The following is a 25,003-nucleotide window of genomic DNA, read 5'->3' on the forward strand; positions in this document are numbered from 1 at the left end:
GTGACGGTGGCCCATCCCGTTGACCGCTGACCGAAAAAGACTTCGCTCCACCCGGCAATACCAACTTGGTTCGCGGCCCAGAACGCCAAAGCCGCCGTCCGCTCAGGCGATCTCTCGGCGCGAAGCAGTCGATAACCGCCATAGGCGAGCGACGCCTGGATGCCCGTCCAGGCAACCGGGTAGACCGGCGACGGCGGTGTGTAGTCCGGTTTCGCAAGATGCCGATACCAGCGCCTCGTCCGGGGATGATCAGGCGTCGGGCTTGCGCGGCGTCCGATGAGCAGAGCAGCCGTAACGGCCCCAACCGCCAGAGCCGCAGCCTGAAGCGGCGATAAGCCTCCCGTTCGGGCGTGTGATGGCATGCTGGTACTCCTCAACGGGTGTCGATCATACATGTGGGATGAGAGCGGGCATCGACCCAGAGCATCGACTGCGCGGTGACGAGTTTTTGTTCGGAAAGGGCCACGGCCCGCTATCAACCAGTCCCATTGAATAAATCGCCTATCGCCTTACGGGCACGAAGGGTCACCCGCCTGCGCCGCTGATGCTCCGGCCGATCGTGGAGCATATGGCACCGTTGGCAGAACGCCGCGAGGTTGGCGTCCGTGTTGTCGGCTGTATCGTGGTTGCGATGTGCCGTCGCCAGCACTACGCGCGTCACCCTCACCAGTCCCGGTTCCATGCCCTCAGGAAGGGGCAGGGCGCGACGCACTAAGCGACCTCGACCATCACGCCAGCGACTGGCCTCGATATCCCACCAGCGACCGTCACCTAGGTGCTGCACGTCTTGTAGGTACGGCCTGCGTCACCGAGGTGCTGCACGTCTTGTAGGTGCGGCCTGCCGCATCCCTCGCAGCGGCCATTCGCCCGCACGAAGCGGATAACAGCCGAGAGCTGCTTCCGATCGATTGGGTAGAAGTAGCGATGCTCACGACGGATCGGCATCAGAGATCCGCGTTCTGCATAGGACCGGCCTTGGCTCGCTTAGCGATCCGGGCGAGGGTCGAACGGCTGCAGCCTGTGGCGGCCTGTATCTGGCTCCAGGGCGAGCCGGCCTTCAGCATGGCCGCGATGCCCTCGTTCCGCTTCGTATCCTCCTGGCGGCCCCGATAGAGGCCTGCTGCCTTGGCACGGGCCTGACCCTGCGCCTGGCGACGGCGGCGATCGTCGTAGTCCTTGCGGGCGACGGCCGCGAGGACGTCGAGCAGCATGCCGTTGATGGCCTGAAAGACGCGCCCTGTGAACTCGTCGGCCGGCTTCGCCAAGCTCCAAGAGGTAGGGAGGTCGAGCGCGACGATGCGCACGCGCTTGGCGTCGATCTCTGCCCGTAGCTTCGTCCAGTCCTCGGAGGTGAGACGGGACAGCCGATCAACCTGCTCGATCAGCAGCACGTCCCCCGGCCGGCAATCCTTCAGAAGGCGGAACAGCTCCGGCCGCGCCAGCGTCGCCCCACTCTCGTTCTCGACATAGGCTGCGGCGATCGCCAGGCCGCGTTCATGCGCAAAGGCGTCGAGCTGCGCCCGCGCCCGGGTCGCGTCCTGTTCAGAGGTAGAAGCGCGCAGATAGGCGCGGACGAACATGAAACCCGCCAATCAGTTCGATTAGAATAGGTATCATGATACCAGTTCGATTTGAATGGTCAAGCTGATTATATCAGACCACTTAACGACTGGTTCGATTGAGGCATACCCAAATCGAACCGGCTCGATCGGCTGCTATGGGAGCGTACGAACGGGCGTGTTCCATCCCGCAACGTTAGCAGGAGTTGCACACCAAGGAGAACCTAAGCAGCCCCGCCTTCGTTGGCCCTGTCGGAACGTCGATTGGCATCCGCCTTCAATCCGGCGCCGCCTTCCTCGCGGTGGGGATCAGCCATGGGCCAAGCGCCTACAATTTCCGGTATCGACCATGTCGGCTTGGCGGTCCGTGACATCGAGGCCGCGACCGCATTCCTAAAGGCGGCGCTCGGCGCCGAGGTGATCTACGAAACTCTCAAGCGCCGGTCCGAACCCCAGGGTGGCCCTGAGACGGAGCAGAGGCTCAACCTAACACCCGGCTCGGAAATCCGCGCCATCCGCATGCTGAGGGTGCAGAACGGGCCGGGAATCGAGCTGTTTGAGATCGCTGCACCCGATCAGCACCAGCCGGCGCGGGCCAGCGATCTCGGCTGGCAGCATATCGCCGTCTATACCGCCGACATGGAAGCCGCTTTGGAGCGCTTCACCGCCGCGGGCGGGATCGTGCTGGCACCTCCACACGAACTGCCGCCGCTTGAACAAGGCCCCAGCAACCAGTTCTGCTACACCCAGGCACCGTTCGGGGCGTTGATCGAGTTCGTGTCTTATCCTTCGACCCAGCTCTATACCAAGCATACGTCCCGGCGACGTTGGACCCCCGACCGCACCTGATGCCGAGCTGCAGCCCCTCAACCATCTCCGGGTCTCGGTGTCAGTCCACAATCTTGCACCAGCCGGTTTTTCCATTGGCGGTCATGACCGGCAGCTTAGTTCGGCAGAGCATAAGCCACGATTTTGGTGCCTTGCTTCGTCTTCAGCGTCGGCTTGCCACCGGCTGCGATGACGACGAACTGCCGGCCGCTCTTCGGCGAGCGGTAAGTCATCGGCGTCGCCTGGCCGCCGGCCGGCAGGCGCACCTTCCAGACCTCCTCACCGGTCGTAACGTCATAGGCGCGGAACGCCTGCTCGACCGAGGCGCCGATGAAGGCCAGTCCGCCGCGTGTGGTGATCGCGCCGCCGGAGAACGGCACGCCCATCGGCAAGGGCAGCATCGAGGGGATGCCGAGCGGTCCGGTATCGCGGGCCGTCCCGAATGGCCTGCTCCAGATCACCCGGCCGCTGGCGAGGTCGACCGCGGTCATCAGACCCCAGGGCGGCGGGCTGCACGGCGCACCGAGCGGCGATAGGAAGGGTCCGAGCACGCCGGCATAAGGAGTGTTCTCCATCGGGGCATCGGAGCCCGGGACCGGGCCTTTGCCGTCGAAGATCTTGAACCCCTTCGCCGTCGCCTCGGCGCGGGTGATGAGCCGGGCCTGGGTCGGCAGGTTCATCCAGGCTGCCACCATGATCCCGCGGTCGACATCGACCGAGACACTGCCCCAGTTCACCCCGCCGCCATAGCCGGGCTGGACGATGGTCGGCCGTTCGGTCCCGACCGGCGTCAGCGTACCCTCGTAGCGGTCCTGCAGGAACTTGATCCGGCAGATCATCTGGTCGATCGGGGTCACGCCCCACATGTCGGCTTCATGCAGCTCCGCACCACGGAAGGCCGGCATCCCGATCGAGAAGGGTTGCGTCGGCGCCAGGTTCTCCCCGGGCACGGTGCCACCCTGCGGCACGGGCAGGTCCCGCACGGGCTTGAGGGGCTTCCCGGTGATGCGGTCGAGCACGAAGGTCTCGCCACGCTTGGTCGAGACGATCAGCGCCTTGCGCGGTCCCTCGGGCGTGGGCAGGTCGACGAGCGTCGGCTGCGCCGGCACGTCGTAGTCCCACAGGTCGTGGTTCATCGTCCGGTAGCGCCAGCGCTCCTTGCCGGTCTCGGCGTCGATGGCGACAACGGCGCTGTTATAGGCGTCGTCGAAGGGCCGCCGCTGGCCGCCGTAGAGATCGGGCGGGGCGTTGCCGGTCGGCATGTAGACCAGCCCCAGCTCCTCGTCGGCGCTAGCCGGCGCCCATGAGTTCGGCGTCGAGAGCGTATAGGTCTCCCCCGGAGGCGGCGCGGTCGAGCGGTCCGGCCGGCCGACGTCGAACGCCCAGGCCAGCTGCCCGGTGACGGCGTCATAGGCGCGGATCACGCCCGAGGGCGAGTTCCAGAGCTGGTTGTCGAGGATCGAGCCTCCTACCACCACCTTGCCGCGCACGACCTGCGGCGGCGAACTCACGTAGTAGAGTCCGGGGTTCTTTTCGCCCACTCCGGCGAGAAGCGATGTCCGGCCGCCATCGCCGAAGCCCGGGCAGGACTGTCCGGTCGCAGCATCGAGGGCGACCAGATCGGGCGCCTGGCTGGCCGCGTAGATGCGGTCCGCGCACAGCCCGGTCGCGCCCGGCACGCGGTGTTGCGAGACTCCCCGGCACGGCTTGCCCGACTCGACCTTGCCGGTCATCGCATGGCGCCAGCGTTCCTTGCCCGTCTCGGCGTCAAAGGAAATGACGACGTTGTACTCGCTGCACACGTAGAGCGCGTCGCCGACCATGATCGGGGTGACAGCGAGGCCGCCGGTCTTGTCGCCCGTGGGAGCCGGTCCGGTATCCGCCTCCCAGGCGACCTGAAGCTGGCCGACGTTTTGCGGGGTAATCTGAGCGAGTGGGCTGAAGCGGGTACCGCCGCGGTCGTTGCCCCAGAACGGCCAACCCTCGTCGGGGACAGCCGCCAGCGGGTGGGGGAGCGGTGCCGGGGCGGGGACCGCGCCGCCGGTCTGCCACAGCGGGTCGGCCGGCGCGGTGTAGCTTGCTGCATGAAGACCTGCGCCGAGCGCGAGCGCCAGGACGAGGCCGCCCGCGAACGCCGGCCAGCCCGCCACGAGGCCTGCGGAAGGGGTCCGGTAGTCCAGGCGCCGCAGTGGCGGCAGCAGGAAGCCCAGGCCGAGCACGAACGGCGCGACCAGGCGCGGCACCAGCAGCCACGGCGCGTAGCCGGCCTCCCAGATCGACCAGGCGAGGGTGCCGACCAGCATCAAGCCGTAGAGCCACGCGCCACGGCGGTCGCCGAGCCAGGTGAGAATACCGCTCGCTACGACCGCCAGGCCGGCGACGAGGTAGTAGAGAGAGCCAGCGTCGAGGGCGAGCCAGGCGCCCCCGAACACCAGCGCAAGCCCGATCAGGACCAGGAGCGCCGCGAAGAGGCAGCGCGTCCAGAGACTGAGTGAGGAAACGCCACGCGTGTAGTCGGACATCATCGGGGACAGGTTCTTCCTAAAGTGAAGGCTGTGGATCATGCCGCGCCAGGCAGGTCCGGCAGCAGCTTGTCGAGGGTGATGGGGTAGTCGCGCACGCGGATGCCGGTGGCGTTGTGGATCGCGTTGGCGACCGCCGCAGCGACCCCCGAGATGCCGAGCTCACCCACGCCCTTGGCCTTCAGCGGCGAGGATACCGGATCGACCTCGTCGAGGAAGATCACCTCCTGGTGCGGGATGTCGGCATGGACCGGCACCTCGTAGGTCGCGAGGTCGTGGTTGACGAAGAAGCCGCGCCTCGTATCGACCGCCAGCTCCTCAATCAGCGCCGCCCCGACCCCCATGGTCATCCCGCCGATGACCTGGCTGCGGGCGGATTTCGGGTTGAGGATGCGACCCGACGCGCAGACGGCGAGCATGCGGCGGACCCGGACCTCGCCTGTGTCGGCGTCGACCCCCACCTCGACGAAATGCGCGCCGAAGGTCTGTAGGGCGTACGTCTTCGACAGGTCGCCGAACTCGATGGCGTCCTCGCCGATCACCGGGCCTTCGGCCGCGGCCTGAGCCAGGGGCACGGTGCGGTTGCCCGACCGCACCTGGCCGTCCTCGAACACGGCATCGGCGGAGTTGAACCCGAGTCGGGTCGCCACGGCCTCGCGCAGCTTGACGCAGGCGGCGTAGACGCCCGCCGTTGAGGATGCGGCCCCCCACTGGCCGCCGGAACCGGGCGACTCCGGGAAGGCTGAGTCCCCGAGGCGCACCACGACCCTGTCCAGCGGCAGGCCCGTCATCTCAGCCGCAGTCTGGGCGATGATAGTGTAGGAGCCGGTGCCGACATCGGTCATGTCGGTCTCGACCGTGACCCTGCCGTCGCCCTCCAGGCGCACGCGCGCGGCCGACTTCATCACCGGGGCGCCGCGGATGGCCGAGGCCATCCCGAGGCCGACCAGCCAGCGGCCGTCGCGTACCTGGCCGGGCACCGCCGAGCGCCGGTCCCAGCCGAACCGGGCGGCGCCCGTCCGCAGGCACTCGACCAGCTGACGCTTCGAGAACGGTCGCGCCGGGTTCCCCGGGTCGACCTGCGTGTCGTTGACGACGCGGAACTCGACCGGGTCGATCCCGAGCCTTTCCGCCATCTCGTCCATGGCTATTTCGAGCGCCATCATGCCCGGGGCTTCCCCCGGAGCGCGCATGGCATTGCCCTCCGGCAGGTCGAGATGCGCCAGGTGCAGCCGCGTCATCCGGTTGGGCCCGGCATAGAGCATCCGCGTCGAGGTCGTGGCCGCCTCGGGCCTGCCATCAACGATGTTGCCCGACCAGCTCTCGTGGCCGATGGCGGTGATCCGGCCGTCGCGCGTCGCGCCGATGCGCAGACGCTGGATCGTGGCGGGGCGGTGCGTGGTGTTGTTGGCCATCAGAGGCCGGGACAGAGCCACCTTGACCGGACGCCCCGTGGCGCGGGCGCCGAGCGAGGCCATGACTGCGTCCGCGAGGATGGTGCCTTTGCCGCCGAAGCTGCCGCCGATGAACGGCGAATGCATGCGGATGTTCGCCTTGGGGATGCCCAGCGTCTTGGCGAGATCGCGGATGCCCCAGTTGAGCTGCTGGTTCGAGGTCCACAGCGTCAGCCGGTCGTCGTCCCACGCCGCGACGGTCGCATGGGGCTCCATCATCGCATGGGTCTGGTCGGGCGTGGTGTAGGTTTCGTCGAGGGCGACGGGGGCCGCTGCGAAGGCGCCTTCGAAATCGCCCTGCTCGGTCTCGGTCGGGCCGCCGAACTCACCCGGCTTCGGCACGGGGGCTTTGTCTGGGACCGCCGCGAGGTCGAACTTGCCCTTGTCCTCGACGTAGCTGACGTGGATCAGGTGGGCGGCGGCGCGCGCCTGCTCGAAGGTCTCGGCGACCACCAGGGCTACGACTTGGTGGTAATGGTCCACGTCCGGCCCGGCCAGGGGTCGGGCGACGTAGAACGCGCCCCGGTCGACTTTGCCCGCGTTGCCGGCGGTGACCACGGCGAGCACGCCCGGCGACGCCTTCGCCCGGCCGATATCCATGTCCGCGATGCCGCCCTTGGCGATGCCGGCGCCCAGGACGTAGCCGTAGGCGAGCCGGGCGGCGGGATCGTGCCAGTCGCTGGCATAGGGTGCCGTGCCGGTCGTCTTGTACTTGCCGTCGATGCGATCGGTGGCCTTGCCGACGACAACGAGCCGATCGATGGGGTTGGTGCCCGCCGGGGTGTCGAACTTCATGGATCAGGCCCTCGCTTGGGTGAGCGCGGCGGTGAGGGTCCGCTCGGCGAGCTTCAGCTTGAATGCGTTGTCCTCGGTCGGCTTGGCGCCCGAGAACACCTTGTCGGTGACGGCCTTCGCGCCTTTCTGCAGGTCCGCCTCGGCCGCCTCGACCCGCCAGGGCTTGGGCGCCACCCCGCCGAAGGCGACGTGCCCACTCCCGTCCTTGCGCAGGATCGCCGCCACCGAGACCAGGGCGTAGGCGTAGGAGGCCCGGTCGCGGACCTTGCGGTAGATGTGCGTGCCGGCCACGGGCTTGGGCAGGGTCACCGCGGTGATCAGCTCGCCGGGCCGCAGGGTGGTGTCGAGGTTCGGCTTGTCGCCCGGCAGGCGGTGGAACTCCGCCATGGGGATCGTGCGCTCGTTGCCCTTGCCGTCGACGGTCTCGACGGTGGCGTCGAGCACCCGCATGGCCACGGCCAAGTCGCCGGGATGGGTGGCGATGCACGCCTCGCTCGACCCGATCACGGCGAGCGACCGGCTCACCCCGTCGAGGGCCGAGCAGCCGGAGCCCGGCTGGCGTTTGTTGCAGGCCTGGGCCGTATCGTAAAAATATGGGCAGCGGGTGCGCTGCAGCAGGTTGCCCGCCGTCGTCGCCTTGTTGCGCAGCTGACCCGAGGCCCCGGCGAGCAGCGCCCGACTGAGGACGGCGTAATCCTTGCGCACCCGCGGATGGGCAGCGAGGTCCGTGTTGCGCACCAAGGCGCCGATACGCAGGCCGCCCTCGCCGGTCGGTTCCACCGTGTCGAGGCCGAGCCCATTGACGTCGACGAGATGCGCCGGCGTCTCGATCTGCAGCTTCATCAGGTCGAGCAGGTTGGTGCCGCCGGCGATGAATTTCGCGTTCGGCGTGCCCGCGACCGCAGCGGCCGCTGCGGCCGGCGTGTCCGGGCGTTCGTAGGTGAAGGACTTCATGCGGGCCTCCCGGCGATCTCGGTCATCGCCTCGACGATGTTCGAGTAGGCGCCGCAGCGGCAGAGATTGCCGCTCATGCGCTCGCGGATCTCGTCGACGCTGGCCTCCATCGGGGCGTTCAAGTCCGCGGTGACGTGGCTCGGGATGCCGGCCTTGATCTCGGCCAGGACGGCCACGCCCGAGCAGATCTGGCCGGGCGTGCAGAACCCGCACTGGTAGCCGTCGTGCTCGATGAAGGCGGCCTGCATCGGATGCAGATGGTCCGGCTGCCCCAGCCCCTCGATGGTGGTCACCGTCGAGCCCCGGTGCATGACGGCGAGCGTCAGGCAGGAATTGATGCGCCGGCCGTCGACGATCATCGTGCAGGCGCCGCATTGACCGTGGTCGCAGCCCTTCTTGGCGCCGGTCAGGTGCAGATGCTCGCGCACCGCGTCGAGCAGGCTGGTGCGGGTGTCGAGTTCCACGACCCGCCGCTCGCCATTCACTGTCATGTCGACGGTCGTCAGCACGGGGCGCTCAGTCCCACCCGGCTGCGCCGCGGCCGGGACAGGCAGCGTTCCCATGGCCGCGCAGGCCGTGGCAGCGGCTATCACGTCGCGCCGGCTCATGTTGGCCACCCTTGGAATGCGCATATCGGTTCCATCGTTTCGAGGTTCATGCCGGTTGGAGCGCCTGCAGGATGGCGAGGACGTCGGCGCCGGGCTGGGCCGCGAAGTCCGGCGCCAGTCGGGAGGCGAGGCCGTGGACGGAGGTGAGGACGCCACCCGCCCGTTCGATCTGCCCGAGTGCCGCCGGTTCGGTCCGGCCCGACAGGCCGCCGACGGCATCGACCGGAACCTGCACGGCGTACCCCGCCGCCATGCCATCCAGGCTCGTATGCAGGACCGCCACTTCCGTCGCGAAGCCCGCGACGACGAGGATGCGCCGACCATGGGTGCCGAGCGCCGCTACGGTCGCGGCGTCGAGAAAAGGACTGGCGGCATGGCGCGGGAACGTGTCGGCACCGGTCGCGTGCGCGGCCAAGCCGGGGATCAGGTCACCTCGGCCAGGGACGACAGCGAAGGTCATCGGCAGGCCGAGGACCGCTCCGACCTCGGCCAGCGCGGTCGCCGCCTTGACCAGGGCCTCAGCGGAAACTGTCCGACTGCCGGCCACGAGCGACGTTTGCAGGTGGACGAACAGCAACTGGACATCGTTCGCGTTCATGCGCGCGCCATCCGTCACGGACAGCACCGAGCCGGGAGACGCTTGCCGGTTACCGGTGGTATTGATCATCGCCGACCGCCTCCAGCCATTCGACGTTGCGACCGTCGACGGCCTCCTGGATGGCGAGATGCGTCACTCCGTTGGTGGCCGAGGCGCCATGCCAATGCTTCACGCCCGGCGGTATCCAGACGACATCGCCCGGCCGCATCTTCTCGATAGAGCTGCCTTCCTGCTGGACCCAGCCGAGCCCGGCCGTAACGATCAGGATCTGCCCGGCCGGATGCGTGTGCCAGGCGGACCGGGCACCGGGCTCGAAGCTGACGCTGCCGACCGAGATGCGTGACGGCGCATGTGCCGCCAGCAGTTCGGAAACGGTGGCACGACCCGTGAACCGAGCGGCCGGCCCCGGCAGTGCAGGATGCGCCCCATTGCGCGTAATCTCGATCGCCGGTCCGGAGTCGGCCGCCAGGACGGCTCCCCCGCCCAGCAGGGCGGCAGCCAATAAGGACACCGCCAGCCGCCGAAGAACCGGCATGCTCGTTACCGCCATGATCGTGCTCCGCATCATCCTGTCGTCGCTTCGATCAGTGGGCGACGAAGCCGCCGTCGACGGGCAGGGCGACACCCAGGACGAAGCTCGAAGCGGGGCTGCACAACCACAGGACGGCCGCCGCGAGCTCCTCCGGCCGACCCATGCGCCCGATCGGCTGCTGCTTCAGAAACTCCTGCATGGCGGCCGGGTCGATTCCGTCGCCCATGGGAGTCTCGACGCAGCCCGGGCAGATCGCGTTGACGCGGATGCCCTCGGCGGCGACGTCGAGCGCCGCGCTCTTGGTCAGGCCGATCACGCCGTGCTTGGTGGCATGGTAGGCGGCACGCCCGGGCAGGCCGACGAGGCCGCCGAGCGAGGAGCAATTGACGATCGCGCCGCTGCCCTGCTTCTTCATCTGCAGCAGCTCGTGCTTCATGAAGGTCCAGACGCCGCGCAGATTGACGGCGTTGACCTCATCGAAGCCTTCGGCGGTCTCTTCCATCATCGGGCACATCGGGCCGAGGATGCCGGCGTTGTTGTAGGCCATGTCGAGCCGGCCGAACGTCGAGACGGCCTTCCCGACCGCCGCTGCCGCGGCCTGCTCATCAGCGACGTTACAGACCACGGCGAGCGCCTTCTGGCCGGCTTCGGTGATCTCCCGGGTGGCCTTGTCGATCGACTCCGCCTTATCGCCGACGAGCACGACGGCGGCGCCCGCCGCGGCGAACGCCTTGGCCGTGGCGAGGCCGATGCCGGAACCGGCGCCGGTGACGAGAGCGACTTGACCTGTGAAATCGTAAGTCGGGGACATGATGTTATCTTTCTTGTTAATTGAGGAATAAGAGATCAGGACTGAGGAGGCTGATAATCGGCGTCGGCAACATGCTCCAGCCAGTCGACGTTGCTGCCGTTCAGCTTCTCCTGAATGGCGATATGGCTCATCGCGGTCGTGGCCGCCGCGCCGTGCCAGTGCTTCTCGCCAGGAGGAAACCAGACCACGTCGCCCGGCCGGATCGCCTCGACCGAGCCGCCTTCGCGCTGCACCCAGCCGCAGCCGGCCGTGACGACGAGCGTCTGCCCGAGCGGATGCGTATGCCAGGCCGTCCGAGCGCCTGGCTCGAAGGTGACGAGGGCGCCGTTTACCCGGGCAGGATCCGGCGGGCCGAACAGCGGATCGACCCGCACGGTGCCGGTGAACCAGTCGGCCGGCCCCTTGGTGGATGGTTGCGTGCCGCAACGTGTGATCTGCATGAAGGCCTCCTCAGTTTTGGCTGATCGTCTCTGCTGGAAAAAATAGCGCTTCGGGCCCGCACCGATTAGCTGCTAAAATCTGCATGTAGTTATAAGTTTGGCTTCTGAATGATGGACGAGAACCTGAACGACCTAGCCGCGTTCCTGGCTGTCGCTGAGGCGCGGAGCTTCACACATGCGGCCGCCAGGCTGGGCGTCTCGCAATCGGCCCTGAGCCAGACCATCCGGGGCCTCGAAGCGCGCCTGGGCGTCCGGCTGCTGACGCGCACGACCAGGAGCGTCGCTACGACGGAAGCCGGCGAGCGCCTGATCCGGGCGGTCGGCCCAGGCCTCGACGATATTCGCAACGGCCTCGATGCCCTCAGCCAGCTCCGCGACAAGCCGGCAGGGACGGTTCGCATCTCCGCCGACGAGCACGCGGCCAACATGGTGTTGTGGCCGGCCGTGCAGACGCTGCTGCCACGCTACCCCGATATCGCCGTCGAGATCGATATCAACAACGCCCTGATCGACATCGTCGCCGAGCGGTACGACGCCGGGGTGAGGGTCGGCGACATCCTGGCCAAGGACATGGTCGCGGTGCTGATCGGCCCCGAGCTGCGCATGGCCGTCGTCGGCTCACCTGATTATTTTGCCCGCCGACCGCCCCCGCCCACGCCGCAGGAGCTGACGCAGCATAGCTGCATCAACTTCCGGCTGCCGACGCATGGCGGCATGTACGCCTGGGAGTTCGAGAAAGATGGCCGCGAGCTGCGGGTGCGGGTCGAGGGCCAGCTGATCCTGAACAGCATCGCCCTGATGATCGACGCTGCCCTTAACGGGTTCGGCTTGGCCTACCTGGCCCAGGATCAGGTGCAGCCGCATCTCGACAGCGGGCGCTTGGTGCGTGCGCTCGAAGACTGGTGCCCGCCGTTTTCAGGGCACCATCTCTACTACCCCAGCCGCCGACAACCGTCCCCGGCCTTCGCAATCATCGTAGAACATCTGCGATGGAATCCCAAATACCGTCCTTAAGATCTTGCACAGATGACCCAGTGCATCGTTGCCTATCAGCAGGAACAGCCGTTTAGGCTGGCCTTGTTTTAGGTCAAAAGGGTTCTCTTTTGAATGGAAGGGCAGCGGCGCCCTGCTCATTGCGGCCGTTCGCGTAAGGACAGATTACGGAGCGCGGCGTTCTGCGGTCGTGCGTGACTTAGCGCGCCCTGGGTAGGTCTGCTTCCAGGTCGTCGAGAGGCAGACGGTTATGAATGGGATGGGTGGATTTCCGCCGGTCCGCTTTCGAGCGGCAATGACCTGAAGCAGACGTCGCTGCCGCGCGAGCCCATGGCTCTGATCGGAAGTTGCTCCGACTGGCTCGTTACGTCGGCGGATGGCTTCAGGGTCGGCATCCGATCACGGCGGGACTGTACCAGCCCGCCGTGCCGATCTGCGACTACCGCCCTTGCCGAGCCAGTCCCGATCCGGGGGTCCACGACTGGCCCTGCGTTTCCTGCAAAGACCCATCATTAGTCGGCAGGGTACGGTAGGAGTTCCAACCGATCACATGAACCGGCTCGCCACCGGAAGGTGCGGCGTAGCCATGCCGGGCTAACCAACCGCGCATGTCGTAGATCTCGCGCTGCTGCTCGACGATGATCGCCTCGGCGAGCTGACCTGTCCACGGGTCTTTGGCGCGGCTCAACGCGACCCGAGCCATATCGATAGCGCCTTGGTGGTGCGGGATCATCTGGATGCGGAAGTCCGCGTCCGGATCGCCCGTGTACGGCTGATCCATCGCGGCCATCATCTTGTGATGGGCGACGACGAACTCCTGCGTGGCTGGTGTCTGCGCAGCGGCTGGCTTCGGTCCTGCGTCGTGAGCGTGATGCTGATGCTGGGCCCACGCAGCCGTGGTGGCGGCCAGCAGCGTGGCCGCGGCAACGAGATGTCGCATGGTACGTCCTAAGGAATACGCTCCATCGACCGCTCGACGGCGGATCGCGGGCGAAGAACAGGGATGGTGGGAGATGCGCCGCGACGACCCGCGGGGGCGGCGGCTCAGGCGCCGAACGGTCTCGGAGGCTCGGCTGGCCTCTCGGGCTCACGCCCAGACAGGATCGGCGGCTCCGCGAACGTGATCCGGCGACCACGACCATCCGGACGCACGACACCGGTAGCGTCGCCGATTATGGCTGGAGAGCAGCACGCGGCACCGACGTAGCAGGACGGGCAACCGGGCATCCCGTCGGGGCAGCCGTGGTGGGTGGAACTCGCCCTGATCGTAGCCGCGGCCGGGACGCCGCCCGCAGCGATGCCGAGGTGCCTCGAATGGTCGTGCATGGCGGCGTGGGATTTGTTGTGTCCCTCGTGCGCCTGCACGGACGCAACAGAGCCACAGGCTGTCAGTATGACGGCGAGAAGAACGATCCTCGACAGATACGCGATGAGGCCCAAGCTCAGCCTTTGATAGGTTTCCAGTTCCGGCTGCCACTGGCGTAACAGTGGGCCCGGTTCGGCGTCAATTCGTGCGATAAGGTCTGATGCTGGTCTCTTCTGACACGATCCTGACAGCCGCTTCCAACCCATTGCGCGAGGCTCGGGCGCCCTTCTGACCAACCTGATGAGGCACCTTCAGCAATACTCGCTCGAGAGGCGCGAGACCCAGGCAGCTCATCTGTCGGCACCGGCTTTCGTGCGCGGTATCAGCGGTTCAGTGGCTCCCTCCGGGGTATCCGGATGGCAAGCGGGGACGGCCATGCCGGTCTCCAGGCTGGTGATGATCGGGCAGTCCGGACGCCCGTCCCCGTCGCACGCGTCGGCAAGGGACCGCAAAGCGTCTGCCATCTCGTTGAGCTGGCGCGCCCGGAGTTCAAGCTCCGCGACGTGCGCGTTCGCGATGGCCTTCACGTCGGCGTTGCTGCGGCCCGGGTCGCCCCAAAGGCCGAGCAGCACGCGGATGCGGTCCAGCGAGAAGCCGAGGTCCCGCGCGTGCCGGATGAAGCCGAGCCGGTGCAAGTCGGCGGTCCCGTAGTCGCGATACCCGCTGTCACGCCTCTGTGCCGGGGGCATGAGACCGATGCTCTCGTAATGCCGGATCATCTTGGGCGAGACCCCCGAGGCCCGGCTCGCCTGTCCGATGTTCATCGCATCCATATCCCCGTTGACCTTACCACAGTGGGAAGGTTCACAACGGTCCGCAATCTCAATCGACCAAGTCGGCTTCGTTGCCCCGCCCCCGAGGCATACACGGCGATCTGGTCCCGCATCGCGAACGGAGGCTCCGATGCAACTCACAGCCGACCGTAAGGCCGACCTCTACCGCATGGTCATGCCGCAGCACGTCTGCCCCTATGGCCTGAAGGCCAAGGACCTCCTCGAACGCCAGGGGTTCGAGGTCGAGGATCACTGGCTGACGACGCGAGAGGACACGGATCGCTTCAAGGTCGAGCATGGGGTCAAGAGCACACCCCAAACCTTCATCAACGGCAAGCGCATCGGCGGCTTCGACGACCTGCAGCGGCATTTTGGCAAGGCCGCCAACGACCCGAACGCGACGACGTACACCCCCGTCGTCGCGGTGTTTTCGATGACGGCGCTGATGGCCCTGGCGGCGAGCGTCGCCGTTTACGACACCCCCCTGACAGTCCGGGCCGGAGAGTGGTTCATCGCCTTCAGCATGTGCGTACTCGCCCTGCTGAAGCTACAGGACGTCGAGACCTTCTCCTCGATGTTTCTAGGCTACGACCTGCTGGGCCGGCGCTGGGTGCGCTACGCCTACGCCTATCCCTACCTTGAAGCCGGGGCCGGCGTCCTGATGGTGGCGAGCATCCTGAACTGGCTGTCAATCCCCGTAGCCTTGTTCATCGGCACGGTCGGCGCGGCCTCAGTGTTCAAGGCGGTCTACGTCGACAAGCGCGAGATCAAGTGCGCCTGCGTCGGCGGATCGAGCAAGGTACCGCTGGGTTTCGTCTCGCTAACCGAGAACCTGATGATGGTCGCCATGGCGGTTTGGATGTTGGTGGCGCACCATTGAGCGCAAAGAGGATCCATTGACAGATCAATACCCAAGCCGAAGGTCTGAGCAGTCAGGGAATGACCGCTTTCAGGAGACACCGACTGCGGTCCCTGCCGCTGACATGGGTCGGATGCAGAATGTCCGCTTCAGGACGAAGGGCTAACGTCCGATTGCCACCCTTCTCGGACCTTGCTGCATGCAGCCGTACGAGTCGGGAAAACGGTCGGATAAACGACACACAGGCTGGTATGACCTAAGTCCTAGATGATCGCGAGAGCCCCACGCGATCGCTCACGCACGTCAGATTTGCACGACCGAACGAGCGAGTACCCCACGGCTACGCTTTCTCCACTCCCGGTGGCACAGTGCTCTCCCATGCCGCTCCGGCCCAAGAACCACTTCTTCTAACCCATCGACTGGAGTGAGCTATCGATGGCAATCCGCCTCGGCCAGGCACCGGCTCATTCTGGAGGTCGTAGGTCTGGCCGTGCTGCGCGGGCATGCTCACGTGATGACGGTCGGTGGGGCGGGGGTCGGGACAACGTCGCCTCAGGTTTCTCAGGCGCGCTCAGGCAGCGTTGGACTGACTGAGTGCTTCGACCAGCATGACATAGGATGCAGAGAACCGCATTGGCGGCAGGCGCGCCACCGTGGGCTTGGCGGATAGGTAGCCTTGAAACAAGTCGATTCCAAGCGAGCGAAAGCTCGTCAGTTCGGCTTCCGTTTCGACGCCTTCGGCGATCACCGCGACGTTCAGCCGTTCGGCTATCACGATAACTCCTGCGACAGTCGTCTGACGCTGCAGCGAGTGGCGAACCTCGCCTGTTCCGCGACGATTTCGTCAGCTACGCGCTCGGACCGGTCGTGTTGGGGGCTGATCCGGTCCGAGCTTGTCGCCCTCATCGCGTAGCAGAACCCGTACCTCTACGCCAAGGACGTCGAGGCGGTGGTCGACGGCATCCTCGACAGGATGACGGAGGCCCTGGCGGACAGTAACCGCGTGGAGCTGCACGACTTCGGCACGTTTGCCACGAAGGAGAGTCAGGCCCGCGCCCGCCTGCCCCGCGAGACCAGCCGGCCCGACCGCAGCGCGAACCTGTTGCCAGAGCCCGACGAGCTCGCCGATCGGGACCGACAGCTCCTACCGTCGCATCGGGACCCGGAGCGCTTCCAAGTTAAGCGGGACGTGATTGTGCGAGCGCTTCGGCAGTTGGTGCGGTCTGCGTCTTCACACTTATCGTCAAATTAGCAAAGCGGCGTTGATCCTGAAAGCCCTTTGGCCCTCGGCAATAACGGCATTCCGCTTCAGGCATTCATCTAAAGCTAAGAATTTATTAATTGTTGCAATTACCATTTAGAATGCGCATTCGTTTCTAAACGCTCGCTAAGCGAGTGATTTATTAATAACAGGTGGGAATAATCGCGCTCGATCGAGTTGTGTCTAGCCGCCGATGCCGAACCTCCCAAGCGTATCTTCCGAACTGATTTCCGACCTCATTCCCTCGGATGTCCACGGGGATCCGCAACTCGATGCCATCTGCCGAACCGCCACCGCACTCTTCGGCACGCGCTACGCCTTCGTCTCATGTCTCGATGCTGAGTGTCAAAGGATCCTCGCGCACCAAGGATTGGAGGTATTCACGACGCCGCGCCCCGTAGCCTTCTGTGCCGCCACGATCCTCGGAGTGGCGTATCAACCTCTCATCGTCCCCGACACCCACGAAGATCCACGTTTTGCCGTCAATCCGTTGGTGATCGGCGAGCCGTTTCTACGCTTCTATGCTGGCGTGCCGATTGCTCTTGGGGACGGTGCAGATGGTGCCGCCGTTTGCATTGCCGACACAGCGCCGCGTCAGGGTTTCGGTACTGATGAACGGCGGCAATTGCATGATCTCGCCATGCTGGTCGAGGCCATCCTGCGCGGGCGTCGTGCACAGAACGAGACGAAATTGGCACTGCAGCAGGCCGAGGAAGCCAGCGCGTCTCTTCGAGCCGAGATCGACCGGCGCAATCGGAGCGAGGCACTGGCCGTACATCAGCAGACATTGCTGGAGGAAGCGCATGAGGTCGAGCGCTTCGCCGAGGAGGCTGCAGGCTTTGGACGATGGACGATCCAGCCCGCACACGGCACCGTCATCTGGTCGAACGGCATGGCGCAGTTGCTCGGTCGAGAGGATCTCGCCGAGCGGGTCCTAGACCTAGAGCAGCATATCGCCTGCTACCACCCAAGCGAGCGGGAGGAGATCCGGAAAGCCATACCCCAAGCTGATGACAAAGCAGACGGGCCAGCGGGTGGGTTCATCCGGCGCGGTCGCATCTTGCGGCCGGATGGTGAAGTACGGGACGTCGTAGTCCACGGGCGTACAACGCGGGATGCAACGAGCGGCGCAGTGACGGCGAGCGGTATCACCCTCGACGTGACGGACCTAATGCGTTCTGAGGACCGACTCCATGCTTCAGAAGCGCTCCTGGGAATGACGCTGGAGCATATGGATCAGGGTTTGATTATGACCGACGCGGATGATCGCGTGCGAGTCTGTAATCGTCGCGTTGCCAAGCTGCTTGGGATACCTGAGGAGCTGCTCCAGGATGGGATGCCGTTCGATCGTGTCCGCATCTATCAGCGAGATCAAGGCGAGTTCAGTCACTTGCCGGATCATCTGAGGCATTGGTTGGAACACGGCGATCCTGAGGGTTGTGTCCCAGACTACGAGCGCACCCGCCCAAATGGCACGGTGCTCCAGGTTCGCACGCTCCCGCTGCCTGGAGGAGGTATGGTGCGCACCTTCACCGACATGACCGCGTACCGCGCCGCTGAAGCCTCGGAACAGGAAAGCGAGAGACGCTTCCGCCTTCTCGCAGCAAACGCGAGCGATGTCCTCATTTTAGGCAGCCTAAACATCAGTCGTACTTATGTTTCTGCCGCCTCAATTGAAGTTCTTGGCTATGAACCAAAAGAATTAATTGGAACAAGTCCAATAAATATGATCCACTCAGATGATATTGATGTATTTAATGAGAATTGGTCCCAGCTATTAAGCGGCGAAAACAGACGGCCAACTTTCTGTATTAGGCATCGGCACAAAGACGGTAGTTATATCTGGATCGAGACGTCTGCTAGCCTGCTATACGATGAGCATAAAACTCAGCCAAATGGCTATGTCGCCGTGCTTCGCGATGTGACGGCTCGCCGAGAAGCGGAAGAGCGGATCCGCCATATGGCCCTGCACGATACGCTCACGGGTCTGCCCAATCGAGCTCTGTTCCGCGACCGCCTCGACCAAGCTATCGCGCATGCTGCGCATACGCACAGCCCCTTTGCCGTCCTCACTTGTGACCTCGATCGGTTCAAGGCGATCAACGATAGTCTCGGTCATCCGGCTGGCGACGTTCTCTTGCGCGTTGTAGCCGAGCGGATGCAGTCGGTGCTGCGACCCTACGATACCGTTGCCCGCCTCGGCGGGGACGAGTTCGCGATCGTTCTCACCTATCTCGACGAACAGCCTGCGGCTTCTTCCCTTGCCGAGCGGCTGATTGCAGCTGTGGGTGAGCCGATCATCCTCGACGGCCAAGCGGTCGAGGTCGGCGTCAGTGTCGGCATTACGGTCGCCTTAGAGAACGACGGCGATGCGGACGAGCTGTTCAAGCGCGCCGACATGGCCCTCTACGAAGCCAAGGCCGGCGGTCGCAACACGTACCGTATATTCTGCCCGGACGTTGGAGCCCGCATTGCCATGCGCGGGCAGCTTGGGTTGGACATGAAGGATGCGATCCGGCGCGGTGAGTTCCGCCTGGTGTACCAACCGGTCGTAGACGCGACGACCGGTAATGTTGTCAGCCTGGAGGCGCTGATGCGCTGGTCCCATCCAGCTCGCGGTGAGATCTCGCCGGGTGAGTTCATCCCGTTGGCGGAAGAGAATGGGCTGATCGTACCGCTGGGCGCCTGGGCACTGCGGGAAGCCTGCCGCGAGGCGCTGAGCTGGCCTGAACCGCTGCGGGTCGGCGTCAACGTGTCGGCCGTACAGTTCCGCAGTGAGCTGGAGGAGGCCGTGCTCGTCGCTCTAGCGGAAACGGGATTGCCCGCTCACCGACTGAAGCTGGAGGTTACCGAGAGTGTGTTGATGCAGGATGGTGACGCCGTGATCGCGTGTCTGCACCGGCTACGCGCGCTCGGCATCGTCATCGCGCTCGACGATTTCGGTACCGGTTACTCGTCCTTGGGTTACCTGCGGCGCTTCCCCTTCGACAAGATCAAGATCGACCGATCCTTCATTCGCGACATCACCGACCCGGATGCGGCGGCGATCGTGCGGGCGGTCGTCAACATCGGCGAGCGGCTGGGCATGGGCATCGTTGCCGAAGGTGTCGAGACTGCCGAGCAGCTTGAGCTTGTCTGCCGGGAAGGCTGTACGCAGGTGCAGGGCTTCCTATTCAGCCGGCCGCTACCACCACAGGACGCGTTGGCGTACGTCTTGGCTTCGCAAGTAGGCTCGGTTTCAGCCAGTCCCGCACCTTCGAACTCGCCACCTAAGCGTCGGCGAAAGGCTTCTGCATTGCTGTCACCGGCATGTGCGACCAGCCGGACACCGAAGGTTGCGTGAAGCCCGCGAATGTCAGGTTTTGACCGGTCCGCCCGGGTGTCCAGCTTGGACAGCTGCTTCTCTCGGCTGGCTCGGGTCGCCCGGTAAATGCCCTGGATTATCAAGGGAGTGGGCAGAGCTGCGCGGGCAGGCCGTGGCCGCCGCTATTCCCCGTTAAAAAATGGCCTGGAAGAGCCCTCAGACGCGCTGATAAGGATGCTATTCTCAGCGGGTGTCCGAGTTAGACAAGGGCGCCGACGACAGGCTGGTCCGAGGCCTCCACCATGCTGTTCGGATGCTGTTAGCAGCACTAACTCAGGTGTGCGGTGCTGTCCGGTTGCGATTCGATACGGCCACCCATGCGAGAACGCGAGCTTTCCAAAAGCAGCCATAAGCCGGCCGCGGTTCAGGGTCGGCTTATAGGAGAATCTTTGGTGTGGACGAAGCGGCTGAAATGTCCGCTGCGCCTTCCACCAGCAAGCCGGAGTTAGCCGCGACGGCCGTTCGGCTGGCCAGCAGCCTCCAGGATCAGGCCCGCGATCGCCTTCGGGTGTGAGATCATGGACAGATGGCCTGCTTGCAACTCGACCGTCTTCGCCTTCATCCGCTTTGCCATAAACCGTTCCAGGTCCGAGTTGATTGTCCGGTCATCAACCGACACAGCATAGAAGCTCGGTTTCGACCGCCATGCGGCCTGGGTTGTCTTGCCCGACAGCAAGGCTTTGTGGAACGGCTCCTGGACCGCAAAGAGCACCTTAGCCTGCTGCGCTGGCACACCGTTCGCAAAATCCTTTAGGAACGCTTCCTCGCTTAGGCGCCCCTCATCCCCGTCGAACACGATCCCGGCTGTGGCGGGCGGCGTCGGGTAGGTCTTGGCCAAGGCAGGGTAGTCCTCGCCAGCGTCCGGGGCACGGGCCGCGACGTAGACGAGCGCCGAGACCTTCGGGTCCGCTCCTACCTCGCTCACAATCATCCCAGAGAACGAGTGCCAGACCAGCACGGTCGACCCCTCCTGGCGGGCCAGAACGTGCCGAGCGGCGGCGACCGCCTCGTCCAAGGTGGTCAGGGGGTTCTGCATGGAGGTGACGTTGAGCCCGACCGCTTGCAGGTGTGGAATCACTTCGGACCAGCACGACCCATCCGCGAAGAGCCCATGTGCGAGCACGACGTTGCGCGCCCGTGGCAAATCTTGGGCGGTCGCCGTTCGCGGTAGCAAGGCTATCGTAGCACTTGCTGTGAGCGTGCGATTTAAGTCTCGGCGTGTGATCATGAGCTACTATCTCGAACGTGGACGGCATCTTCCGACCACGCCTCATTCGCCCGATCGCGCGAAGGGGTTACGCAAAAAGCTAGACATTCTATCTCATGACGATCGCATTACGAATGGATCGTGAGCGAGCGGGAACGCGATGTCCGCTCTGATCATCTGTTGCTCGGAGGCGGAGAGGCGGAAATCCACCCATACCAGCCGATCAGTGTGGTTCGGTTTGGGTATGGAGATGGGAACCGGCGCTGCCGGTTCGTCATGGATGGCCTTTTCCGAACCGGCTTCCACAGCCGCTTTCGACCCACCTCGGCCGTCTGGGCCGCATTCGGCACTTCCCCATAGCGGTCATTCGTCGGCCGTCCGGCAAAGTCGGCTTAAGGTGGCACCCGGACATTAGCCTTCGGTCCGAGAGCGGGTGTTCAACGGGAAAAATCGGGGACCGTGCCTCGGAGGCAGGAGGAGCAGTCCGCTCCAAGACCAGACCACCCACCTCAAAGAGCGCCGGCAGACGCGCAACAACCTGAACGGGACAGAGCGCGCAGCTCATGCTACTGTGGATCGCAGCCTGTAAGAGAACACGACAATGGCCAAGGCTGATTTCGCAGATCGAAACCTGACGACTGCCCGAGAGTTGCGGGCGGCCGCCGAGGAAACGCGAAAGGCGCTACAGATCTCTCGCGATCTCGTCGAACGTTCGCGTCGGCAAACGCAGGCCATGACCCGGTCGGAATACGTAGGGGCGGCAGGGACCGACCATTCCGATCCGTCAAAGGCGTTGGTCGAGTGCCTGATCCAGGCCTACGAACTCGCCGAGGCCGATGGCGCACCGCAGACCCGTGCGCTTCTCGGTCGCGTCCTCAACCATGTCGGTCGGCGTATCGCGATGGGGCTCGATCCGCGCACCGCTGGGGTCGTCATGCACTGATCAGGTTGGACGGAAGGCGTCGGCGGAGGTGCTACCATGGACGACGACGACGATGCCGAGAACCATGAGACGGGCAACACCCTGGGGCGTATCGCCCGCATCCTGGACGTGCCCGCCGCCAGTTTCTTCGCGCCTGAGCCTTCACCAACCTCGGAAGGAACGGGGGCGGCAGCCACCGCCGAGGAACTGGCGCAGGCTTTGGCGGTGATGCGCCTCTTCCTGCGGTTGAAAAGCTCCCAGGCACGCGCACGCTGCGTCTCGTTCATCACCCAGGAACTGGTGCGCGACAGTCCGTCGATCGATCTCGCGCCGGACGATTGATCTCCGGACCTTCCCCGTCGCCGGATCGTTCGGTCCAAGTCTAGAGTGAACAGGATGATGGCGCCCGAACCCTTCCCGATCGTCGGCGTCGGCTCCTCCGCGGGCGGGATCGAGGCCATGCGGGGTTTCTTCGAGGGGCTGCCCCAGCCGTTCGGCGCCGCCATCGTCGTGGTCACGCATCTTAGCCGGGACCGCGAAAGCCTGCTGCCCGAGGTGCTGGCGCGGTTCACGAACCTGCCGGTGGACGTGGCCGCAGACGCGGCGGTCGTGCAGCCCGATCGCGTCTACGTCATGCCCCCGGGCGTGCAGTTCGGTATCAGCCAGGGGCGTCTGACCGTGAGCCCGTTGGACCCGGGCCTGCGCGAGACCAAACCCATAGACGTCTTCCTGACGGCCCTGGCACTCGATCAGGGTGAGCGCGCCGTGGCGGTGATCCTCTCGGGCGGCGACAGCGATGGCGCGATCGGGGTCAAGGCGATCAAGGAGCGTGGCGGTCTCACGTTCGCGCAGGCCCCGGATGAGGATGGACCGGAGACGCCCGACATGCCGTTCAGTGCGCTCCGGACCGGGTACGTCGACCACCATGCTGCGGCTGAGGAGGTGGGCGCGCTCATCGTCGCCCACCACTCCGGGCGAAAACAGGCCGAGCCGGCCTTGAACGACGATCCGAACGGGGTCGCGGTCGCCGAAGATGTGCTCGCCGAGATCCACACGATCCTGCGACGGCAGGTTGGGCACGACTTCTCGGGCTACAAGCCCACGACCTTTCGGCGACGGTTGGCCCGGCGGATCGTGGTAGGCGGCCATGACGGGCCGGACGACTACCTCGCGCGCCTGCGCACGGACGCGGCCGAGGCGGCGGCGCTGTTCCGTGACCTGCTGATCGGCCTGACCAAGTTCTTCCGGGATGCCGACGCCTTCGACGCACTGGCCAAGCTGGTGATCCCGAAGCTGTTTGAGGCGCGCGCCGCCGAGGAGACCGTCCGCGTCTGGGTCCCGGCCTGCTCGACCGGCGAGGAGGTGTACACGATCGCCATCCTGCTGCTGGAGCACATGGCCACGCTGCCGGCGCCACCGCGGGTCCAAATCTTCGCCACCGACATCGACGAACGATCGCTCACCGTCGCGCGGATCGGCCGCTACCCGCGTGCCTACCTCGACACCGTCTCATCCGAGCGGATCGCGCGCTACTTCGTTGCTGAGGGCGACAGCGTGGTGATCGGCAAGGCGGTGCGCGATCTGTGCACCTTCGCGCCACACAGCGTCCTGCTCGATCCTCCGTTCTCGCGCATCGACCTCATCTCCTGCCGCAACCTGCTGATCTACCTCAGGCTCGATGCCCAGGAGCGCATCCTGCCGACGCTGCACTACGCGCTGCGCCCGGACGGCTACCTGTTCATCGGGATGGCCGAGAACGTCACCCGGTTCGAGGATCTGTTCGCCATCGTGGACAAGTGGCACCGCATCTTCCAGGCGACGAATACCGTTCGCCCTGTGCGACTGCCGTCGATGAGCGGTGACGCCTGGGCCGACCTCGTCCCAGGTGCCCGGCCAAAACCGCAGGGAGGGCTGGCACACGCCAACCTACGCCACCTCGTCGATGCCGAGGTGCTAGCCAAGTTCGCCCCGCCGCACGCCGTGGTGACGCGAGTGGGTGAGGCCGTGCACTACTCCGCGCGCATCGACACCGTGCTAGGCGTCGCGCCGGGTCAGCCGACCCACGAACTGGCGGCGCTGGTGGCAAAGGGGTTGCGGCTGGAGCTGCGCACGGCCCTGCGCGAGGCGATCGAGACGAACACGGTGGTCGAGCGCACGGGGCTAGAGATCAATCTGGCGAGCGGGCTGCGTCAGCCCCTCGCGCTGACCGTCAGTCCGATGGAGCCGCGTTCCGGAACAGAGCCGCTGTTCCTTGTGGTGTTCACGGAGACCGCGCCGGCCGCGAACCGCGAGGCGTCATCGACGCAGGCCGAGATCGGGCGGGATGAGACGGTGCGACGGTTGGAGCGTGAACTGTCGCTGACGCGCGACCGGCTCCAGGCGATCGTCGAGGAGTACGAGACCTCGCTTGAGGAGGTGACATCCTCGAACGAGGAGCTGTACTCGGTCAACGAAGAGATGCAGTCCGGCAACGAGGAACTGGAGGCCTCGAAGGAGGAGGTCCAGTCGATCAACGAGGAACTGCATACGGTCAACAACGAGCTGTCGTCGAAGATCCAGGCGCTGGACCAGCTCGCGGCCGAACAGGCGGCCCTGTTCGCCAGCACGGAGATCGCCAGCGTGTTCCTCGCTAAGGACCTGCGCATCCGGACGCTCACGGATGCTGCGGCCAGTATCTTCGGCGTCCAGGGACAGGACCGCGGGCGGCTGTTGAGCAACTTCGCCGCGCCGTTCTCCCTGTCGTGGTTGAGCGAGGATGCCCAAACGGTAATAGCCGGTAACTGTACGACGGATCGGCTGCTCGACGGGACGGACGGCAACCGCTACCGCGCCCGGCTAACGCCGTCGCGGATCGACGGCGAGATGTCCGGCGTCATCGCCAATTTCGTCCGTGTCCCGGACGAAACCGTATAGCGGTCGAACTAGCTTTCGACGACTAGTTTCTGTCTACTCGTTCCAGCCTCCGATCGTTGTTTCACCGGGCGATCCGCGAACAGACGTTCCCCGCTTCCGCAGGGGGTCGATTCTGTTGAAAAACTCGGGTGTTGCAGCGGTTGTGATGAGGTGATTCACTCCTGTCGAGAGACGGAGATCGAAGCAGATGATGGGACCTCGGCAAGTCGAGCAGGGTGCCCTGTTCTACGAGTTCTCGCTCGAC

General features: G+C 65.3%; 20 protein-coding genes and 3 pseudogenes. 8 read left to right on the plus strand and 15 right to left on the minus strand.

What is annotated here, in order from left to right; all coding sequences use genetic code 11:
- The 3 genes and pseudogenes from MKK88_RS34210 to MKK88_RS03890 form a co-directional block, all read right to left on the minus strand.
- On the minus strand, positions 1 to 395 hold a 395-nt coding region (locus MKK88_RS34210), incomplete at its 3' end, for a TspO/MBR family protein (RefSeq protein ID WP_409566614.1).
- An 80-nt stretch (positions 396 to 475) separates the two neighbouring features.
- A pseudogene (locus MKK88_RS34215) lies at positions 476 to 945 on the minus strand (hypothetical protein).
- Positions 945 to 1,580, minus strand: coding sequence for a recombinase family protein (locus MKK88_RS03890; protein WP_243997288.1), 636 nt, complete (start codon positions 1,578 to 1,580; stop codon positions 945 to 947). Before MKK88_RS03890 ends, MKK88_RS34215 begins: the two are co-directional and overlap by 1 nt.
- Positions 1,581 to 1,823: 243 nt before the next feature.
- On the opposite strand from MKK88_RS03890, the gene MKK88_RS03895 reads away from it, so the two are divergent.
- The gene (locus tag MKK88_RS03895) at positions 1,824 to 2,408 is read left to right on the plus strand and encodes a VOC family protein (RefSeq protein ID WP_243997289.1); all 585 of its coding nucleotides are present in this window, start codon (positions 1,824 to 1,826) and stop codon (positions 2,406 to 2,408) included.
- Between the two features lie 95 nt (positions 2,409 to 2,503).
- On the opposite strand, the gene MKK88_RS03900 is transcribed toward MKK88_RS03895, so the two are convergent.
- From MKK88_RS03900 to MKK88_RS03935, 8 genes are read right to left on the minus strand one after another with little or no spacing between them, the layout of a single operon-like run.
- On the minus strand, positions 2,504 to 4,912 hold the full coding sequence (locus MKK88_RS03900) for a membrane-bound PQQ-dependent dehydrogenase, glucose/quinate/shikimate family (protein WP_243997290.1): 2,409 nt from the start codon (positions 4,910 to 4,912) through the stop codon (positions 2,504 to 2,506).
- Between the two features lie 35 nt (positions 4,913 to 4,947).
- The gene (gene paoC, locus MKK88_RS03905; protein ID WP_243997291.1) at positions 4,948 to 7,158 is read right to left on the minus strand and encodes an aldehyde oxidoreductase molybdenum-binding subunit PaoC; all 2,211 of its coding nucleotides are present in this window, start codon (positions 7,156 to 7,158) and stop codon (positions 4,948 to 4,950) included.
- A gap of 3 nt (positions 7,159 to 7,161) precedes the next feature.
- A complete protein-coding gene (locus MKK88_RS03910; protein WP_243997292.1) occupies positions 7,162 to 8,112 on the minus strand; it encodes an FAD binding domain-containing protein in 951 nt (316 codons plus the stop codon).
- Positions 8,109 to 8,744 carry an aldehyde dehydrogenase iron-sulfur subunit PaoA gene (paoA, locus tag MKK88_RS03915; RefSeq protein ID WP_243997293.1) on the minus strand — a complete coding sequence of 212 codons (636 nt, stop codon included), beginning with the start codon at positions 8,742 to 8,744 and terminating at the stop codon, positions 8,109 to 8,111. The genes MKK88_RS03910 and paoA overlap by 4 nt, the downstream gene beginning before the upstream one ends.
- A gap of 22 nt (positions 8,745 to 8,766) precedes the next feature.
- Positions 8,767 to 9,318 carry an isochorismatase family protein gene (locus MKK88_RS03920; protein WP_243997294.1) on the minus strand — a complete coding sequence of 184 codons (552 nt, stop codon included), beginning with the start codon at positions 9,316 to 9,318 and terminating at the stop codon, positions 8,767 to 8,769.
- A 49-nt stretch (positions 9,319 to 9,367) separates the two neighbouring features.
- On the minus strand, positions 9,368 to 9,883 hold the full coding sequence (locus tag MKK88_RS03925) for a cupin domain-containing protein (protein WP_313902296.1): 516 nt from the start codon (positions 9,881 to 9,883) through the stop codon (positions 9,368 to 9,370).
- Between the two features lie 19 nt (positions 9,884 to 9,902).
- Positions 9,903 to 10,661, minus strand: a complete 759-nt coding sequence (locus MKK88_RS03930) for an SDR family NAD(P)-dependent oxidoreductase (RefSeq protein ID WP_243997295.1) — start codon at positions 10,659 to 10,661, stop codon at positions 9,903 to 9,905.
- Positions 10,662 to 10,696: 35 nt separating this feature from the next.
- Positions 10,697 to 11,101 (minus strand): cupin domain-containing protein, encoded by a 405-nt coding sequence (locus tag MKK88_RS03935; RefSeq protein ID WP_243997296.1) that lies wholly within the window; start codon positions 11,099 to 11,101, stop codon positions 10,697 to 10,699.
- A 108-nt stretch (positions 11,102 to 11,209) separates the two neighbouring features.
- Between MKK88_RS03935 and MKK88_RS03940 the strand changes: the two genes are divergently transcribed.
- Positions 11,210 to 12,115, plus strand: a complete 906-nt coding sequence (locus MKK88_RS03940; protein WP_243997297.1) for a LysR family transcriptional regulator — start codon at positions 11,210 to 11,212, stop codon at positions 12,113 to 12,115.
- A gap of 418 nt (positions 12,116 to 12,533) precedes the next feature.
- On the opposite strand, the gene MKK88_RS03945 is transcribed toward MKK88_RS03940, so the two are convergent.
- Positions 12,534 to 13,034, minus strand: coding sequence for a DUF305 domain-containing protein (locus tag MKK88_RS03945; RefSeq protein ID WP_243997298.1), 501 nt, complete (start codon positions 13,032 to 13,034; stop codon positions 12,534 to 12,536).
- A gap of 716 nt (positions 13,035 to 13,750) precedes the next feature.
- Positions 13,751 to 14,224, minus strand: a complete 474-nt coding sequence (gene cueR, locus MKK88_RS03950) for a Cu(I)-responsive transcriptional regulator (protein ID WP_243997299.1) — start codon at positions 14,222 to 14,224, stop codon at positions 13,751 to 13,753.
- Between the two features lie 139 nt (positions 14,225 to 14,363).
- On the opposite strand from cueR, the gene MKK88_RS03955 reads away from it, so the two are divergent.
- The gene (locus MKK88_RS03955; protein WP_243997300.1) at positions 14,364 to 15,113 is read left to right on the plus strand and encodes a glutaredoxin; all 750 of its coding nucleotides are present in this window, start codon (positions 14,364 to 14,366) and stop codon (positions 15,111 to 15,113) included.
- Positions 15,114 to 15,663: 550 nt separating this feature from the next.
- Here the strand turns inward: MKK88_RS03955 and MKK88_RS03960 are convergent.
- Positions 15,664 to 15,906 (minus strand): annotated as a pseudogene (locus MKK88_RS03960) (EAL domain-containing protein); the annotation flags it as partial.
- Positions 15,907 to 16,029: 123 nt separating this feature from the next.
- Here MKK88_RS03960 and MKK88_RS03965 point away from each other — a divergent pair.
- Both MKK88_RS03965 and MKK88_RS03970 read left to right on the plus strand, forming a co-directional pair.
- Positions 16,030 to 16,344 (plus strand): annotated as a pseudogene (locus MKK88_RS03965) (HU family DNA-binding protein); the annotation flags it as partial.
- Positions 16,345 to 16,546: 202 nt separating this feature from the next.
- A complete protein-coding gene (locus tag MKK88_RS03970) occupies positions 16,547 to 19,696 on the plus strand; it encodes an EAL domain-containing protein (RefSeq protein ID WP_243997302.1) in 3,150 nt (1,049 codons plus the stop codon).
- 466 nt (positions 19,697 to 20,162) lie between these two features.
- On the opposite strand, the gene MKK88_RS03975 is transcribed toward MKK88_RS03970, so the two are convergent.
- On the minus strand, positions 20,163 to 20,945 hold the full coding sequence (locus MKK88_RS03975; RefSeq protein WP_243997303.1) for an alpha/beta fold hydrolase: 783 nt from the start codon (positions 20,943 to 20,945) through the stop codon (positions 20,163 to 20,165).
- Between the two features lie 580 nt (positions 20,946 to 21,525).
- Here MKK88_RS03975 and MKK88_RS03980 point away from each other — a divergent pair.
- From MKK88_RS03980 to MKK88_RS03990, 3 genes are read left to right on the plus strand one after another with little or no spacing between them, the layout of a single operon-like run.
- Positions 21,526 to 21,867, plus strand: coding sequence for a hypothetical protein (locus MKK88_RS03980; RefSeq protein ID WP_243997304.1), 342 nt, complete (start codon positions 21,526 to 21,528; stop codon positions 21,865 to 21,867).
- 36 nt (positions 21,868 to 21,903) lie between these two features.
- A complete protein-coding gene (locus MKK88_RS03985) occupies positions 21,904 to 22,188 on the plus strand; it encodes a hypothetical protein (RefSeq protein WP_243997305.1) in 285 nt (94 codons plus the stop codon).
- Between the two features lie 54 nt (positions 22,189 to 22,242).
- A complete protein-coding gene (locus MKK88_RS03990) occupies positions 22,243 to 24,759 on the plus strand; it encodes a CheR family methyltransferase (protein WP_243997306.1) in 2,517 nt (838 codons plus the stop codon).
- Positions 24,760 to 25,003: the final 244 nt, after the last annotated feature.

Source organism: Methylobacterium sp. E-005 (assembly GCF_022829725.1).
Taxonomy (GTDB): Bacteria; Pseudomonadota; Alphaproteobacteria; order Rhizobiales; family Beijerinckiaceae; genus Methylobacterium.